This is a genomic window from Arthrobacter sp. Bi26, from assembly GCF_918697925.1.
Classification (GTDB): domain Bacteria; phylum Actinomycetota; class Actinomycetes; order Actinomycetales; family Micrococcaceae; genus Arthrobacter.
In genome coordinates, this window is record NZ_CAKKMF010000012.1 from 1 (window position 1) to 15938 (window position 15938).

At 64.6% G+C, this 15938-nt stretch carries 9 protein-coding genes; 7 read left to right on the plus strand and 2 right to left on the minus strand.

The genetic code is table 11. From position 1 onward, the window contains the following. The 5 genes from LQV16_RS04745 to LQV16_RS04765 form a co-directional block, all read left to right on the plus strand. On the plus strand, positions 1-1110 hold a 1110-nt coding region (locus LQV16_RS04745), incomplete at its 5' end, for a GNAT family N-acetyltransferase (RefSeq protein ID WP_229992780.1). A gap of 200 nt (positions 1111-1310) precedes the next feature. Continuing rightward, on the plus strand, positions 1311-2420 hold the full coding sequence (locus tag LQV16_RS04750) for a GNAT family N-acetyltransferase (RefSeq protein WP_229992781.1): 1110 nt from the start codon (positions 1311-1313) through the stop codon (positions 2418-2420). 326 nt (positions 2421-2746) lie between these two features. Beyond that, positions 2747-3340 carry a 50S ribosomal protein L10 gene (rplJ, locus tag LQV16_RS04755; RefSeq protein ID WP_028276542.1) on the plus strand — a complete coding sequence of 198 codons (594 nt, stop codon included), beginning with the start codon at positions 2747-2749 and terminating at the stop codon, positions 3338-3340. A gap of 77 nt (positions 3341-3417) precedes the next feature. Continuing rightward, on the plus strand, positions 3418-3789 hold the full coding sequence (gene rplL / locus LQV16_RS04760) for a 50S ribosomal protein L7/L12 (RefSeq protein WP_028276543.1): 372 nt from the start codon (positions 3418-3420) through the stop codon (positions 3787-3789). A 243-nt stretch (positions 3790-4032) separates the two neighbouring features. Further along, the gene (locus LQV16_RS04765) at positions 4033-5883 is read left to right on the plus strand and encodes a 5'-nucleotidase C-terminal domain-containing protein (protein WP_229992782.1); all 1851 of its coding nucleotides are present in this window, start codon (positions 4033-4035) and stop codon (positions 5881-5883) included. Between the two features lie 111 nt (positions 5884-5994). On the opposite strand, the gene LQV16_RS04770 is transcribed toward LQV16_RS04765, so the two are convergent. Both LQV16_RS04770 and LQV16_RS04775 read right to left on the minus strand, forming a co-directional pair. Beyond that, positions 5995-6483, minus strand: a complete 489-nt coding sequence (locus LQV16_RS04770; RefSeq protein ID WP_229992783.1) for a YbaK/EbsC family protein — start codon at positions 6481-6483, stop codon at positions 5995-5997. A gap of 117 nt (positions 6484-6600) precedes the next feature. Next, positions 6601-7800, minus strand: coding sequence for an acetyl-CoA C-acetyltransferase (locus LQV16_RS04775; protein WP_229992784.1), 1200 nt, complete (start codon positions 7798-7800; stop codon positions 6601-6603). A gap of 464 nt (positions 7801-8264) precedes the next feature. On the opposite strand from LQV16_RS04775, the gene rpoB reads away from it, so the two are divergent. Both rpoB and LQV16_RS04785 read left to right on the plus strand, forming a co-directional pair. Then, positions 8265-11780 carry a DNA-directed RNA polymerase subunit beta gene (rpoB, locus tag LQV16_RS04780; protein ID WP_090575285.1) on the plus strand — a complete coding sequence of 1172 codons (3516 nt, stop codon included), beginning with the start codon at positions 8265-8267 and terminating at the stop codon, positions 11778-11780. 116 nt (positions 11781-11896) lie between these two features. After that, positions 11897-15796 (plus strand): DNA-directed RNA polymerase subunit beta', encoded by a 3900-nt coding sequence (locus LQV16_RS04785; RefSeq protein ID WP_229992785.1) that lies wholly within the window; start codon positions 11897-11899, stop codon positions 15794-15796. Positions 15797-15938 lie beyond the last annotated feature (142 nt).

Here is a 15938-nt window from a genome sequence, read left to right on the forward strand (position 1 = left end):
CCGTCGTACCTCATCGAGCAACTCTCCCTGCCCGCCAGCCTTGATGCTGACGCAGCGGAGTTCCTGGAATTCATGGAACTCTGCGACGAACTCGAGTTGCAGACCTGGGGCAACCTTGACCGGGCTTCGTCCGCGGCGGCACGCCTTCAGTACTGGCGGGACACTGCCTACACCCGCACGCGGCTCTTCTTCGTCCGTGTCGAGGGGCGCATGGCGGCCAGATCCTGGGTCCGCTGCGAATTGCAGGAGAATCTGGGCAGTGCGCTCCTGCACGTAAGCGTCTTGGATTCCTTCACCGGCGCAGGGATCGGCCGGGCCCTGCTGGAGCACGCCGAGGCGCTGGCCGCCGCCGACGGGCGGACCATACTGCAGACCTTCACTGAGCACCCGGCCGGCTTCGACGTCGACGCCCCGTTTCTCATCAAGCCCGCCACGGGAACCGGAGCGCTGCCAGCCGGCGCGCGCGGCGTCCGCTTCGCCGGTCTGGCCGGCTACCGGCTGGAGCAGGTCGAACGGTTTAGTTCGCTCGACATCCCGCCGGTTGCGGACCTCGACAGCCTGGAACGGGACGCCCTGGCCAGGGCGGGGGAGTACGAACTGCTGCACTGGACCGATTCATGCCCGGAAGACCTTGCCGCCCAGCTCGCGGTGCTGATGTCGCGCATGAGCACCGATGCCCCCGTTGGTGCCCTGAGCTATGAGCCGGAGATCTGGGACGTCGCCCGGGTCCGCCACGTCGAGGACACCTGGCGTCGGGCCGGCCTGTCCGCCCTGGTGGTCGCGGCACGGCACCTGGCCACCGGTGAACTTGCCGCCTATACCGTCCTCCAGACAACAGCCGACAAACCATGGTTGGCCAGCCAGGACGACACCCTCGTCGCGGCGGGCCACCGCGGCCACCGGCTCGGCATGCTTATCAAGATCCTCAACCTGCGCCTGCTGCGGGAGGCTTACCCGGCTGTGCGGCGCGTCCTGACCTATAACGCCGCCGAAAACGATCACATGCTCAGCATCAACATCGCGCTGGGCTTCAAGCCGGCGGGCTACGACGGCGAGTGGCAGCGGACCGCGGCCGGTGACGGCACCGTGAGCGACGGCACCGTGAACTGACGGCAACGTGACTGACGGCCCTGTGAACTGGCGACCGTGTGAACAGGCGCCGGCGGCGCCAGGGCGCCGGACGGGGCGGAAACTGCCCGGCGTCACCAATGGAACAGCGGCCCAAACCAGCATATGCTGGCGGTTGAAAGCCCGGTTTGAGCCGGGCCGTACCGACGGTGGGTGGCACAACGGCTGGAATGATGCCCTCTATGGCAAACGATGTACGGATTGAGCAGGTGTGGATCCCCGATTCCCTTGACGCGCCCGACGCCGCCGATTTCCTCGCCGCCATCGAAGTGGGGCGACGGGTCCGGATGCAGACCTGGGGCACGGACGACCTTGCCTACGCGCCGCAGGAGAAGCTACTTGAGATGGCGGACCCCTACGAACGCCAGGTGATCCTGGTGGCCAAGATCGACGGCGTGATTGTCGGGACGGCAGACATTGCCTTGCCGCTCGTGGACAACCTCGACCTCGCCGAATTCACGCTCGACATCCTTCCGGAATTCCGGCGCCAGGGCGTGGGCAGGCATCTGCTGGAGGCCGCGGAGCACTTCGCCCGGGACGAGGGCCGCCACACCATCCTGATCGACACCAACCATCCGGGATCAACCCTGACGGACCCGGATGCCGAACAGCTCGTGCCCGGCAGCGGCGTCGGGTTTGTTCCGATGGGAAGCCGTGACGTGGAATTTGCCCGCCACGCCGGCTACACGCTCCAGCACATCGAACAGTTCAGTTCCTGCGCACTGCCGCTGGACACCAAACTCGTCGCCGAACTTGAGGCCGAGGCCGAGGAAGCCAATGCCGGCCGCTACCGTCTGCACCACTGGACGGACCGGTGCCCTGACCGGTGGCTGGAGGCCGTCGCCGCCCTGGAGAACCAGGCAGGCGAGGACGAAGTGCCGGGGCCGGATGCCCAGGAAATGGTGTTCGACGGCGGCATCCTCCGGGAGGCGGAGGAGGTCACCATTGCCCAGGGCCGGCGCACGGTGGTCACCGCCGTCGAGCACATCGCCAGCGGAACGCTCGCGGGCCTGACCACCATCAGTGTCCTTGCCCTGCGCCCGGACGTCGTCTTCCAGGACGACACCGTGGTGCTGCAGGAACACCGCGGCAACAAACTCGGGCTGCTGATCAAGGTCGCCAACATGGAACGGCTGAGCGAACAGTTCCCGGACGCCCGCGTCCTGTACACCTGGAACGCCCCTGAGAACCGCTACCTCCTGAAGGTCAACCAGCAGCTCGGATTCACCACAGCGGGCGTGACGGGTCTCTGGCAGAAAGAACTCCCCAACTTCGGCCCGGCGGTCAGCTGAGGGCTGTTCGCCTAACCCTGCCCGCTGGGCCCGATTTGGAACAGGCGCGCCGCGTCCCGTAAGCTTGAAGGACCAAAGACCGTCGGTTGTTGGAAATCCACTCTCCCAAGCAAGACTCACTTCTGCAGTCGCGCCGGGAGAGCGCAGTGGATTTCCGGACGAAGGACCCTGAACATAGGGCGGCCGGCGCAGGTGAACGAAGCAAAGCTCCGCGGTCATGGACCGCGTCGAGACAAGCCCCGTGCATCTGCGCGGGGCGTTTTTTAGTTTTAGCTCTTTTTGAGCGGGGACCCGGACACACCGGCACTATCCCCGGAAGGAGGGTTATGGCAACGCCTAGCAAGGTTTCAGCAGTAGCTGAGATCACTAACGATTTCAAGGAATCGAACGCCGCTGTCCTGACCGAATACCGTGGGCTCACCGTTGCACAGCTCAAGCAGCTGCGTGTTTCTCTCGGCCAGGAAACCAAGTTCTCGGTCGTCAAGAACACCCTGACCGCTATTGCAGCCAAGGAAGCTGGTGTCGAAGCATTCGACGGTCAGCTCGCCGGCCCCACTGCAATCGCGTTCATCAAGGGTGACGCAGTTGCCGCTGCCAAGAGCCTGACGGATTTTGCCAAGGCTAACAAGCAGCTGGTCATCAAGACCGGTTACTTCGAAGGCAAGGCACTGAACGCCAGCGAAGTTGCTGCCCTGGCAGCACTCGAGTCCCGTGAGCTGCAGCTCGCTAAGGTTGCAGGTATCCTCAAGGCTCCTGCTGCCGCTGCTGTACGCATCATCGACGCACTGCGCCTGAAGCTTGAAGAAGAGAACGGTGCCCCGGCAGCAGCCGAAGCACCCGCCGCTGAAGAAGCTCCCGCAGCAGATGCAGCAGCCGAGGCCGAAGCACCGGCCGAAGCCGCAGCCCCCGAAGAGAACTAGTCCTCTTCTCCATAAGACTCCGGTGCGACAGCGAGCCTCAGGGCCGCCGCGCACCACTATAGGAAGGACGCCACACCATGGCGAAGCTCACCAACGAAGAGCTCATTGAAGCTTTCAAGGAACTGACCATCATCGAGCTCTCCGAGTTCGTCAAGCTCTTCGAAGAGACCTTCGAAGTTACTGCTGCTGCTGTTGCCGTTGCCGGCCCCGCCGCTGCTGCAGAAGAAGCTGAAGAGAAGACTGACTTCGACGTCATCCTCGAAGCTGCTGGCGACAAGAAGATCGCAGTGATCAAGGAAGTTCGCGCCATCACCTCCCTGGGCCTCAAGGAAGCCAAGGACCTGGTTGACAGCGCACCCAAGGCTGTTCTCGAAGGCGCCACCAAGGAAGCCGCCGAGAAGGCAAAGGCTCAGCTCGAAGAAGCTGGCGCCCGCGTTACCCTCAAGTAACTCTCGCCGTCCGGATCCATCGCGATCCGCACTGCTCGAAGGAAACCCCGTCCACTCAGGTGGGCGGGGTTTCCTGCGTTCCCGGGACCGGAAACCCGAAACCCCCGGACCGGAAGGCGGCGCCGGTGAACGGTACCCAAGGATTCGGCAAAGTTTTTCTGATACCCCTGTCGCACTTGATGGCGCGACCCTAGACTTTGGATTTGTGCCCACCGGCCCCCAACGTTCAGGAGTTCACCCACAATGATGGACCCAAACACTTCCCCCTCCCGCCGCGCCATGCTCGCGGCAGCCCTCGTGGGCGGCGGCGCGGCCGCCGCCGCGCTGGCCGGAGCCCCGGCGGCGCAGGCCATCCCCGGCGAAGCCAGTGGCAGGGCAACCGCCAAGAAACAGTTCACCCTGACGGTGCTCGGCACCACGGATCTGCACAACAACGTCTTCAACTGGGACTACTTCAAGAACGTCCCCTATGCCGACGCCGCCGGGAACAAGATCGGGATTGCCCAGGCCGCGACCCTGATCAACGCCATGCGGGCCGAGCGCGGCGCGGCCAGCACCCTGACCATCGACGCCGGGGACACCATCCAGGGCACGCCCCTGGCCTACTACTTCGCCAAGATCAACCCCATCTCGGCAACCGTGAAACACCCCATGGCGCTGGCCATGAACGCGATCGGCTACGACGCCGTGGGGCTGGGCAACCACGAGTTCAACTACGGCATTGGGCTCCTGCGCACCTGGGAGCGGCAACTGGACTTCCCGCTGTTGGGCGCCAACGTGCACGACGCCGTGTCGGGCGGGCGCGCCTTCACCCCCTACGTCCTGAAGCGGATCAAGACGGACAACGGCTGGCTGACGGTCGGCCTGGTCGGCCTGGTGACGCCGGGCTGCGCACTCTGGGACCGGGACAACGTCCAGGGCAAGCTCGATTTCAACGGCATCGTAGAAGAGGCCAAAACCGTCATCCCTCAGGTGAAAGCGGCCGGGGCAGACGTCGTAATCGTCACGAGCCATTCGGGGGCGACTCCCGGGTCCTCCTACGGTGACGCCCTGCCCTTCCCCGAGAACGCGTCCACCCAGCTGGCAGAGGAAGTCCCGGGCATCGACGCCATCCTGGTCGGGCACGCCCACCTGGAGATCCCCGAGCGCTTCGTCACGAACAAGGCCACGGGCAAGCAGGTGCTCCTGACCGAGCCGCTCAAGTGGGGCATGCGCGTCTCCGTCATGGACCTCGATCTCGTCAAGGAAAAGGGGCAGTGGACCGTCACCGCGGCGCATTCGCTCCTTTTGGACGCCAAGACCGTCGACCCCGATCCCGCCGTCGTCCGGGCCGTTCAGGCCGGGCACGAGGCCACGGTGAACTACGTCAACGAGGTCATCGGAACTTCCACGGCGCCGCTCAGCACGGCCACCGCCTGCTGGGAGGACTCCGCCGCGATCGACGCCATCAACTACATCCAGGCCAGCACCGTCAAGGCCGAGCTGGCCAACACTCCCGCGGCAGGGCTGCCCGTATTGTCCATTGCGGCGGCGTTCTCCCGTGCTGTGGACGTCAAGGCCGGACCGCTGACCATCCGCGATGTCGCAGGACTGTACATCTTCGACAACACCCTGCTCGCCATCAAGGTCACCGGCGCGCAGGTCAAGGCATACCTGGAGTGGTCCGCCCAGTACTTCAAGCCGGTGACCGCCACGACGGCCAGGGCCCAGGACGTCACCAACGCTGTGACGGCCACGGCCCCGAACGGCACGCCCGACTACAACTACGACGTCGTCTACGGACTCGACGCGCCGCTGAACTATGAGATCGACCTCGCCCGGCCGGCGGGGGACCGGATCGCCAAGCTCAGCTACGGCGGCCAGCCGCTGGCGCCCGAGCAGGAATTCGCTTTGGCCATCAACAACTACCGGCAGAGCGGCGGAGGCAACTTCCCGGCCGTGAAGAGCGCGCCGGTGCTCTCGAACAGCCAGCAGGAGATCCGGCAGCGCATCATCGACTATGTCGTGGACCGCGGAACCCTGGACGTCGCCGTGTTCAGCCAGGCCAACTGGCGGCTCACCGTCAACGGGACGCCACTGACGGTCACCGCCTAACCCAACTCCAACAACAACGCGGGCAACAACAAAGACGGGGTCACTCAGGGCCCATCCCGGCCGTCGGGATGGGCCGGGGAGTGAGTCCGCGTTGCTTTTAACCCGGGCGGGCTAGTTTGGTTCGGTGATGTCGGCGACGACGGCGCCCAGGGCCGCCGTCAGGGCGTCCGCGTCCACGAACGCGCTGTAGCCATGTTCCCCGGCGCCCATGGAGATCCGCCGGCCTGTGATGGTCTGGTCGGCGTAGACAGGCCAGGGGCGGGTGCTGCCGAGCGGCGTGATGGTCCCGCGCTCGTACCCGGTGGCCTCGAAGGCGGTATCCGCCGCGGGCAGCGAGAGCTTGTTGACGCCCAGCAGCGCCCGCAGCTTGGGCCAGGAGATCTGACGGTCGCCCGGGACCAGGGCGAACAGGAAACTGCCGTCCTTGTGCTTGACCACGAGCGACTTCACGATGTCCGCGGGCCGGATCCCCAGGATTCCGGCCGCCTCCTCCAGGCTGCGGGCGGCGAGGCGTTCCACGATCTCGACGTCCAGGCCGCGGGCCGCGGCGTCGGCCAGGAACCTCTCGCGGCCGCCGCTGGTTGCTCCCTGCTCCGTCATCCCCGTCAAACCTTTCCCTGGCTCCTCGTGGCAGCTCCTCGTTCCCTGTGTCGCGCGGTCCCCCCGATTTCCTGTGTCGCGCGGGTTCCGCGGTTTCCCGGTTCGCCGGGTGCCGGTTCAGTCGCGGTACAGCAGCAGTGCCTCGCCCTGGCCGCCGCCGCCGCACAGGGACACGGCCGCCTTGCCGGTGCCCCGGCGTTTGAGTTCGTGGGCCGCGTGCAGGGCCAGGCGGGCGCCCGAGGCCCCGATCGGGTGGCCCAGGGCGATGGCCCCGCCATGGATGTTGCACTGCTCCAGCGGATAGTTGAGGTCCTTCAGGGACTGCACCGCGACGGAGCCGAAAGCCTCGTTGATTTCGATGAAGTCCAGGTCCGCGGCGGACCAGCCGGCCTTGTCCAGGGCGTTCTTGATGGCGTTCGACGGCTGGGAGTGCAGTGAGTTGTCCGGCCCGGCGACCTGGCCCGGCTTGCCGACAACCGCCAGGTACTCGAGGCCGTTGTCCTCGGCGAACTGCCGGCTGGCCAGCACCAGGGCGGCGGCGCCGTCGGACAGGGGAGAGGAGTTGCCCGCGGTGATGGTTCCGTCCGTGACGAACGCGGCTCGCAAACCGGCCAGCGATTCGACTGTCGTGTCCGGCCGGATGCCCTCGTCGGAGGTGACGGCGATCGGATCGCCCTTGCGCTGCTTGACGCTCATTGCGGCGATCTCGCCGTCGAAGACGCCGTCCTTGGCAGCCCGGGCGGCACGCTGGTGCGACTGGGCCGCCACCTCGTCCTGGGAGGCCCGGTCGATGCCGAGGGTCAGGTTTTTGGTCTCGGTCGACAGTCCCATGGACTGCCCGTCGAAGGCGTCGGTCAGGCCGTCGTGCGCGGCCACGTCGAGGGCCTGGACCGTGCCGTACGCCCAGCCCTGCCGGGAACCGGGCAGCACGTGCGGTGCGCGGGTCATGGACTCCTGGCCGCCGGCGACCACCACCGTGGCGTCGCCGCTGCGGATCATCCGGGCGGCGTCGATCACCGCGGTGAGGCCGGAGAGGCAGACCTTGTTGATGGTCACCGTGGGAACGTTCCAGCCGATGCCGGCGCCGATGGCGCTCTGGCGCGCCGGGTTCTGGCCCGCTCCGGCCTGCAGGACCTGGCCCATGATTACGCTGTCCACCTGGTCGGCTTTGACGCCGCTGGCGGCAAGGGCCGCCCGGATGGCGTGGGTGCCGAGTTCGACGGCGGTGAAGCTGGCCAGCTGTCCGTTCAGGCGCCCCTGGGGGGTACGGGCGGCTGCGAGGATGACAACATCGTTGTTGTCCGCGGGATTGCTCATGGTGTTTTCTTCCGATCTACTTTCGACTTATGTCTACGTTATCGTGAGCCCCGTCACCTATCCATTCGACGGCCCCGGTCACGGTCTCGGTCAGGTTCCGCCCACTGTCTCGGGCGCCGTCCGGCGGGACTTCGCCAGTAGTCCAGCAGAACTCCGGCAGAACTCCAGAAAAACCCCGGCAGAACTTCGTGCTTGCAATCCCGCCGGAAGTGGGGTAGACAAGTAGGTTGCTTTGCCGTATCGTAGATATTTGCGTCTTCCCTGTTTACCTTCAGCCTTCATATAGCGGTGGGCTTAGCCTGACAGCTGTTCCATCAATGTGCCGTCTACAACGTGCACCAGCATGGACAGCGCGGGTCCCGGGTCATATAGCGGAACCGGACTGGTAGCGCTGCGGAGTCATTCTGCAGAGTGCATAACGGGGGAGATCTGACAACGCCTGAAGGTCTGTGGAAGGATCCCTCTTGGTCGCCTCGAGCACCTCTAATGTAAACAACGCTACCGCTATCAATGCCGACAGCACCGACGGTGCAACCCGCCGGCTCTCATTCGCAAAGATTCACGAACCTCTTGATGTTCCGAATCTGCTCGCCCTGCAAACCGACAGCTTTGACTGGCTGGTCGGAAACGAACGCTGGCAGGCGCGCGTTGCGAAGGCCGTCGAAGAAGGCGACCTCAGCGTCGCCACCTCCTCGGGTCTGTCCGACATCTTCGAAGAGATCTCCCCGATCGAAGACTTCCAGGGCACCATGTCCCTGAGCTTCTCCGAGCCGGAGTTCGCTGACCCCAAATACACCATGGCCGAGTGCAAGGACCGGGACGCAACGTACTCCGCTCCGCTGTACGTCAAGGCCGAGTTCATGAACAACAACACGGGCGAAATCAAGCAGCAGACCGTGTTCATGGGTGACTTCCCGCTGATGACCGAGAAGGGCACCTTCGTCGTCAACGGCACCGAGCGTGTCGTCGTCTCCCAGCTGGTCCGCTCGCCGGGCGCCTACTTTGAGCGCACCGCCGACAAGACCAGCGACAAGGACATCTTCACCGCGAAGATCATCCCGTCCCGCGGCGCCTGGTTCGAACTCGAAATCGACAAGCGCGACCAGGTCGGCGTCCGTCTTGACCGTAAGCGCAAGCAGTCCGTCACCGTGCTGCTGAAGGCCCTCGGCTGGACCGAAGGCCAGATCCTCGAGGAATTCGGCCAGTACGACTCCATGCGCGCCACGCTGGAGAAGGACGCCACCGAGACCCGCGAAGACGCGTTGCTAGACATCTACCGGAAGCTGCGACCGGGCGAGCCGCCCACGGTTGAGGCTGCCCAGTCCCTGCTGGACAACCTGTACTTCAACTCCAAGCGCTACGATCTGGCCAAGGTTGGCCGTTACAAGATCAACCGCAAGCTTGGCATCGATCGCTCCCTTGGCGACAAGGAAGCTTCGGTCCTGCACGTTGAAGACATCGTGGCCATGATCAAGTTCCTGGTTGCACTGCACGCCGGCGAGAAGACCCTCACGGGCAAGCGCGACGGCCAGGACCACGAGCTGCGCGTCGAGATCGATGACATCGACCACTTCGGCAACCGTCGCATCCGCGCCGTCGGCGAGCTCATCGAGAACCAGGTCCGCACCGGCCTGTCCCGCATGGAGCGCGTTGTCCGCGAACGCATGACGACCCAGGACGTCGAGGCCATCACGCCGCAGACCCTGATCAACATCCGTCCCGTCGTGGCAGCCATCAAGGAGTTCTTCGGAACTTCCCAGCTGTCCCAGTTCATGGACCAGAACAACCCGCTCTCGGGTCTGACCCACAAGCGCCGCCTGTCCGCGCTTGGTCCGGGTGGTCTGTCCCGTGACCGTGCCGGCATGGAAGTTCGTGACGTGCACCCGTCCCACTACGGACGTATGTGCCCCATCGAAACTCCTGAAGGCCCGAACATTGGTCTGATCGGTTCGCTGGCTTCCTACGGACGCATCAACCCGTTCGGTTTCATCGAGACCCCGTACCGCCTGGTCGCCGAGGGTGTCGTCTCCGATGAGGTCAAGTACCTCACGGCCGACGACGAGGCCGAGGTCCTGATCGCTCAGGCCAACGCCCCGCTCGACGAGAACAAGCGTTTCGCGGAAGAGACCGTCCTGGTCCGTGCCCGCGGTGGTGGAGGCGAGCCCGTGCTGGTTCCCGCCGCCGACGTCGAGTTCATGGACGTTTCCCCGCGCCAGATGGTGTCCGTGGCTACCGCCCTGATCCCGTTCCTCGAGCATGACGATGCCAACCGTGCACTCATGGGTGCCAACATGCAGCGCCAGGCCGTGCCGCTGGTCCGTTCCGAGGCACCGTTCGTCGGTACCGGCATGGAGCGCGCCGCTGCTGTCGACGCCGGTGACGTCACCATCGCCAAGAAGGCCGGTGTGGTCACCGAGGTCTCCGCTGAGCTCGTCATCATGCTTAACGACGACGGTACGGAAACCAACTACCGCATCAACAAGTTCGCCCGCTCCAACCAGGGCAACTGCTACAACAACCGTGTCCTGGTGAACGAAGGCCAGCGCCTGGAGGTCGGCGGCATCATCGCTGACGGCCCGGCAACGGACCAGGGCGAGCTCGCCCTCGGTAAGAACCTCCTCGTGGCATTCATGTCATGGGAAGGCCACAACTTCGAGGATGCCATCATCCTGTCCCAGCGCATCGTGGCCGAGGACGTCCTGTCCTCCATCCACATCGAGGAGCACGAGATCGATGCCCGCGACACCAAGCTTGGTGCCGAGGAAATCACCCGTGACATCCCCAACGTGTCTGAGGAAGTCCTGGCAGGCCTGGACGAGCGCGGCATCATCCACATTGGTGCCGAGGTTGAAGCCGGTGACATCCTGGTCGGCAAGGTCACCCCCAAGGGCGAGACCGAACTGACCCCGGAAGAGCGCCTGCTGCGCGCCATTTTCGGTGAGAAGTCCCGCGAAGTGCGCGACACCTCCCTGAAGGTGCCGCACGGCGAGTCCGGCACCGTGATCGGTGTCCGCGTCTTCGACCGCGACAACGACGACGAGCTGCCCCCGGGCGTCAACCAGCTGGTGCGCGTTTACGTGGCTGCCAAGCGCAAGATCACCGACGGCGACAAGCTCGCCGGCCGTCACGGCAACAAGGGTGTTATCTCCAAGATCCTTCCGATTGAGGACATGCCCTTCCTTGCCGACGGTACCCCCGTTGATATCGTCCTGAACCCGCTGGGTGTTCCGGGCCGTATGAACGTCGGCCAGGTGCTGGAAACGCACCTCGGCTGGGTTGCCAAGACCGGCTGGAAGATCGAGGGCGAGCCCGAGTGGGTCAAGCAGCTGCCGAACCTGCCGCGCGAGAGTGGCCAGACCACTGTGGCGACGCCGGTCTTCGACGGTGCGCGTGAAGAGGAAATCACGGGCCTGCTCGATTCCACCAACGTCACCCGCGACGGCGACCGCCTGATCAACTCCTCCGGCAAGACCCGTCTGTTCGACGGCCGCTCCGGCGAGCCGTTCCCGGATCCGATCTCGGTCGGCTACATGTACATCCTGAAGCTCCACCACCTGGTGGACGACAAGATCCACGCCCGCTCCACCGGCCCGTACTCCATGATCACGCAGCAGCCGCTGGGTGGTAAGGCACAGTTCGGTGGCCAGCGCTTCGGTGAAATGGAAGTGTGGGCGCTCGAGGCTTACGGCGCCGCTTACACGCTCCAGGAACTGCTGACGATCAAGTCGGATGATATCCACGGTCGTGTGAAGGTCTACGAAGCCATCGTCAAGGGCGAGAACATCCCCGAGCCGGGCGTTCCTGAGTCCTTCAAGGTCTTGATCAAGGAAATGCAGTCGCTGTGCCTGAACGTGGAAGTGCTTTCCACGGACGGAACCACAATTGAAATGCGTGACTCTGATGACGCAGTCTTCACGGCTGCGGAAGAACTGGGCATCGATCTGTCTCGTGCAGAGCCCAGTTCCGTAGAAGAGGTTTAGCAGGGGCCCGGAGAGAAGCAGGCGGCCCACCGGCCCAACCTGCTTTTCTCCGGCTCCTCCCTCTTCCCGTAACCCAAGACTTCAGAATTTAGAGAACAAGAGAGAACAGGGACCATATGTCCAGCGAATCCTCCTTCGGCCTCATGCAGATCGGCCTCGCCACCGCGGAAGACATCCGTGGCTGGTCGTACGGCGAGGTTAAGAAGCCGGAAACCATCAACTACCGCACGCTCAAGCCCGAGAAGGACGGCCTCTTCTGCGAGAAGATCTTCGGCCCGTCCCGCGACTGGGAATGCTACTGCGGTAAGTACAAGCGCGTGCGCTTCAAGGGCATCATCTGCGAGCGGTGTGGCGTTGAGGTCACCCGCGCCAAGGTCCGCCGTGAGCGCATGGGCCACATCGAGCTCGCCGCCCCCGTTACGCACATCTGGTACTTCAAGGGTGTTCCCTCCCGCCTGGGCTACCTCCTTGACCTGGCACCGAAGGACCTCGAAAAGGTCATCTACTTCGCCGCCTACATGATCACGAGCGTCGACGCCGACAGCCGCCACGAAGAACTGCCCAACCTCCAGGTTGAGCACGACATCGAGAAGAAGCAGCTGATCGACAACCGCGACTCCGACATCGCCACGATCGCCCGCGACCTTGAGAACGAGCTCGCCCGTCTCGAAGGCGAAGGCGCCAAGGCTGCCGACAAGAAGAAGGCCCGCGACTCCGCTGACCGCCAGATGGCGAACGTCCGCAAACGCGCCGACGCCGAAATCGAGCGCCTCGAGCAGGTTTGGGACCGCTTCAAGAACCTCAAGGTCGCTGACCTCGAAGGTGACGAAGGCCTGTACCGCGAACTGCGCGACCGTTACGGCATGTACTTCGAAGGCTCCATGGGTGCCGAGGCCATCAAGAAGCGTCTTGAGAACTTCGACATGCAGGCCGAGTCGGACATGCTGCGCGACATCATCGCCAACGGCAAGGGCCAGCGCAAGACCCGCGCCCTGAAGCGGCTCAAGGTGGTCAACGCGTTCCTGACGACCAACAACAGCCCGCTCGGCATGGTGCTGGACGCCGTCCCGGTGATCCCGCCGGAACTGCGCCCGATGGTCCAGCTGGACGGTGGCCGCTTCGCGACCTCCGACCTCAACGACCTCTACCGCCGCGTGATCAACCGCAACAACCGCCTCAAGCGCCTGCTTGATCTCGGTGCTCCGGAGATCATCGTCAACAACGAGAAGCGCATGCTTCAGGAAGCTGTTGACAGCCTCTTCGACAACGGCCGCCGCGGCCGTCCGGTCACCGGACCGGGCAACCGTCCGCTGAAGTCCCTGAGCGACATGCTCAAGGGCAAGCAGGGCCGTTTCCGCCAGAACCTCCTTGGCAAGCGCGTCGACTACTCCGGCCGTTCGGTCATCGTCGTCGGCCCGCAGCTGAAGCTGCACCAGTGTGGTCTGCCGAAGCAGATGGCCCTGGAGCTCTTCAAGCCGTTCGTGATGAAGCGCCTGGTTGACCTCAACCACGCCCAGAACATCAAGTCGGCCAAGCGCATGGTGGAGCGTTACCGTCCGCAGGTCTGGGACGTCCTCGAAGAGATCATCACCGAGCACCCGGTGCTGCTGAACCGTGCACCTACCCTGCACCGTCTCGGCATCCAGGCGTTCGAGCCGCAGCTCGTTGAAGGCAAGGCAATCCAGCTGCACCCGCTGGTTTGTGGCGCGTTCAACGCCGACTTCGACGGCGACCAGATGGCAGTTCACCTGCCGCTGAGCCCCGAAGCCCAGGCCGAGGCCCGCATCCTGATGCTGTCCTCGAACAACATCCTGAAGCCGTCCGACGGCCGCCCGGTGACCCTGCCGTCGCAGGATATGATCATCGGTCTTTACCACCTGACCACCAAGCGTGTCGGTTCAGCTGGCGAAGGCCGGATCTTCTCCTCGGTCGCGGAAGCCATCATGGCCTACGACCTCCACGAGCTGCACCTGAACTCCAAGGTCAAGATCCGCCTCGAGGGCTTCGTGCCCTACGCAGGCTGGGAAGCCCCGGAGGGCTGGGAGCCCGGTCAGACCGCACTGGTCGAGACCTCCCTCGGCCAGGTCATCTTCAACCAGACGCTGCCCGCGGACTACCCGTGGGTTGAGGATGTTGCCGACAAGGGCGAGCTGTCCCGGATCGTCAACGACCTCGCCGAGCGCTACCCGAAGGTGATCACGGCGGCAACGCTGGACAACCTGAAGGATGCCGGTTTCTACTGGGCCACCCGGTCCGGCGTCACCGTTGCCATCTCCGACATCGAGGTGCCCACGGACAAGCCGCGGATCCTCGCCGGTTACGAGACCATGGCCGCCAAGATCCAGGGCCAGTACGACAAGGGCCTGATCGACGACGACGAGCGTCGCCAGGAACTGATCGAGATCTGGAACAAGGCAACCAACGAGATCGCCCAGGCGATGCGTGACAGCCTCTCCCCGATGAACACCATCAACCGCATGGTGTCCTCGGGCGCACGTGGTAACTGGATGCAGGTCCGTCAGATCGCGGGTATCCGTGGCCTGGTGGCCAACCCTAAGGGTGAAATCATCCCGCGTCCGATCAAGTCCTCCTACCGTGAGGGCCTCTCGGTGCTGGAATACTTCATCGCCACGCACGGTGCCCGTAAGGGTCTGGCTGACACCGCCCTGCGTACCGCCAACTCGGGTTACCTGACCCGTCGTCTGGTGGACGTTTCGCAGGACGTCATTGTCCGCGAAGAGGACTGCGGCACCGAACGCGGCCTGATGACCGCCATCGCGGTGGCCGACGCCAACGGCGTCCTCGTCCTGGACGAGAACGTCGAGAACAGCGCCTACGCCCGCACCCTGGCCGTGGACGTCGTCGACTCCAAGGGCAAGGTCCTGGCAGCGGCCGGCACCGACTGCGGCGACGTCGTCATTGCCGAACTGTTCGCAGCCGGCATCACCGAGGTCAAGGTCCGCTCCGTACTCACCTGTGAGTCCAGCGTCGGCACCTGCGCCCTGTGCTACGGCCGTTCGCTGGCCACTGGCAAGACCGTCGACATCGGTGAGGCCGTGGGCATCATTGCCGCGCAGTCCATCGGTGAGCCGGGCACCCAGCTGACCATGCGTACGTTCCACACCGGTGGTGCTGTTTCCGCCAGCGGCGGCGACGACATCACCCAGGGTCTGCCCCGTATCCAGGAGCTCTTCGAAGCCCGTACTCCGAAGGGTGTCGCACCGATTGCTGAAGCAGCCGGCCGCATCACCATCGAAGAGTCCGAGCGCCAGATGCGCCTGGTCATCACCCCGGATGACGGATCCGAAGAGATCGCTTACCCGGTGCTGCGCCGTTCACGTCTCCTCATCGAAGACGGCGATCACGTCAGCGTCGGCCAGAAGCTCATCAACGGCCCGGTCGACCCCAAGCAGGTGCTGCGCATCATGGGCCCCCGTGCCGCGCAGAAGTTCCTGGTGGACGAAGTCCAGGGCGTGTACCGCAGCCAGGGCATCGGTATCCACGACAAGCACGTCGAGGTTATCGTCCGCCAGATGCTGCGCCGCGTCACGGTCATCGAGTCCGGCGAATCGGATCTGCTGCCCGGCGAGCTCGCCGAACGCAGCCGCTTCGAAGAGGCCAACCGCCGCGTTGTGTCCGAGGGCAAGACGCCGGCCTCCGGCCGTCCCGAGCTCATGGGCATCACCAAGGCGTCCCTGGCGACCGAGTCCTGGCTGTCCGCAGCTTCCTTCCAGGAAACCACCCGCGTCCTGACGCAGGCGGCCATGGAAGGCAAGAGCGATCCGCTGCTCGGCCTCAAGGAAAACGTCATCATCGGTAAGCTCATCCCGGCCGGCACGGGTCTCCCGCGCTACACCGAGGTCACCGTGGAACCCACTGAAGAAGCAAAGGCCAACCTGTTCACCGGCCCCAGCGCATTCAGTGACTTCTCCTACGACACGCTGGGCGGCGACGGAGCTCCCGAGTTCCACGCCATCCCGCTGGATGACTACGATCTCGGCAGCGACTTCCGCTGAACTGAGTGACTGACAGGCCCCGTTCCCACCTCGGTGGGGGCGGGGCCTTTCCAGTGGTAAACCCCGCCGATTAAGGGCTGGGAGCCGTCCGTGTTAGACTTGAGACTAATTGTTATTGTGGCAGTGGATGAGTGCGCCGGTT

Excerpts from the sequence above, each read along its gene's own strand:
- LQV16_RS04750 (WP_229992781.1), top strand. The coding sequence starts at position 1,311 with ATGGCAAACGATGTACGGATTGAGCAGGTGTGGATCCCCGATTCCCTT.
- rplJ (WP_028276542.1), top strand. The coding sequence starts at position 2,747 with ATGGCAACGCCTAGCAAGGTTTCAGCAGTAGCTGAGATCACTAACGAT.
- LQV16_RS04775 (WP_229992784.1), bottom strand. The coding sequence starts at position 7,800 with ATGAGCAATCCCGCGGACAACAACGATGTTGTCATCCTCGCAGCCGCC.
- LQV16_RS04785 (WP_229992785.1), top strand. The coding sequence starts at position 11,897 with ATGTCCAGCGAATCCTCCTTCGGCCTCATGCAGATCGGCCTCGCCACC.
- rplL (WP_028276543.1), top strand. The coding sequence starts at position 3,418 with ATGGCGAAGCTCACCAACGAAGAGCTCATTGAAGCTTTCAAGGAACTG.
- LQV16_RS04770 (WP_229992783.1), bottom strand. The coding sequence starts at position 6,483 with ATGACGGAGCAGGGAGCAACCAGCGGCGGCCGCGAGAGGTTCCTGGCC.
- LQV16_RS04765 (WP_229992782.1), top strand. The coding sequence starts at position 4,033 with ATGATGGACCCAAACACTTCCCCCTCCCGCCGCGCCATGCTCGCGGCA.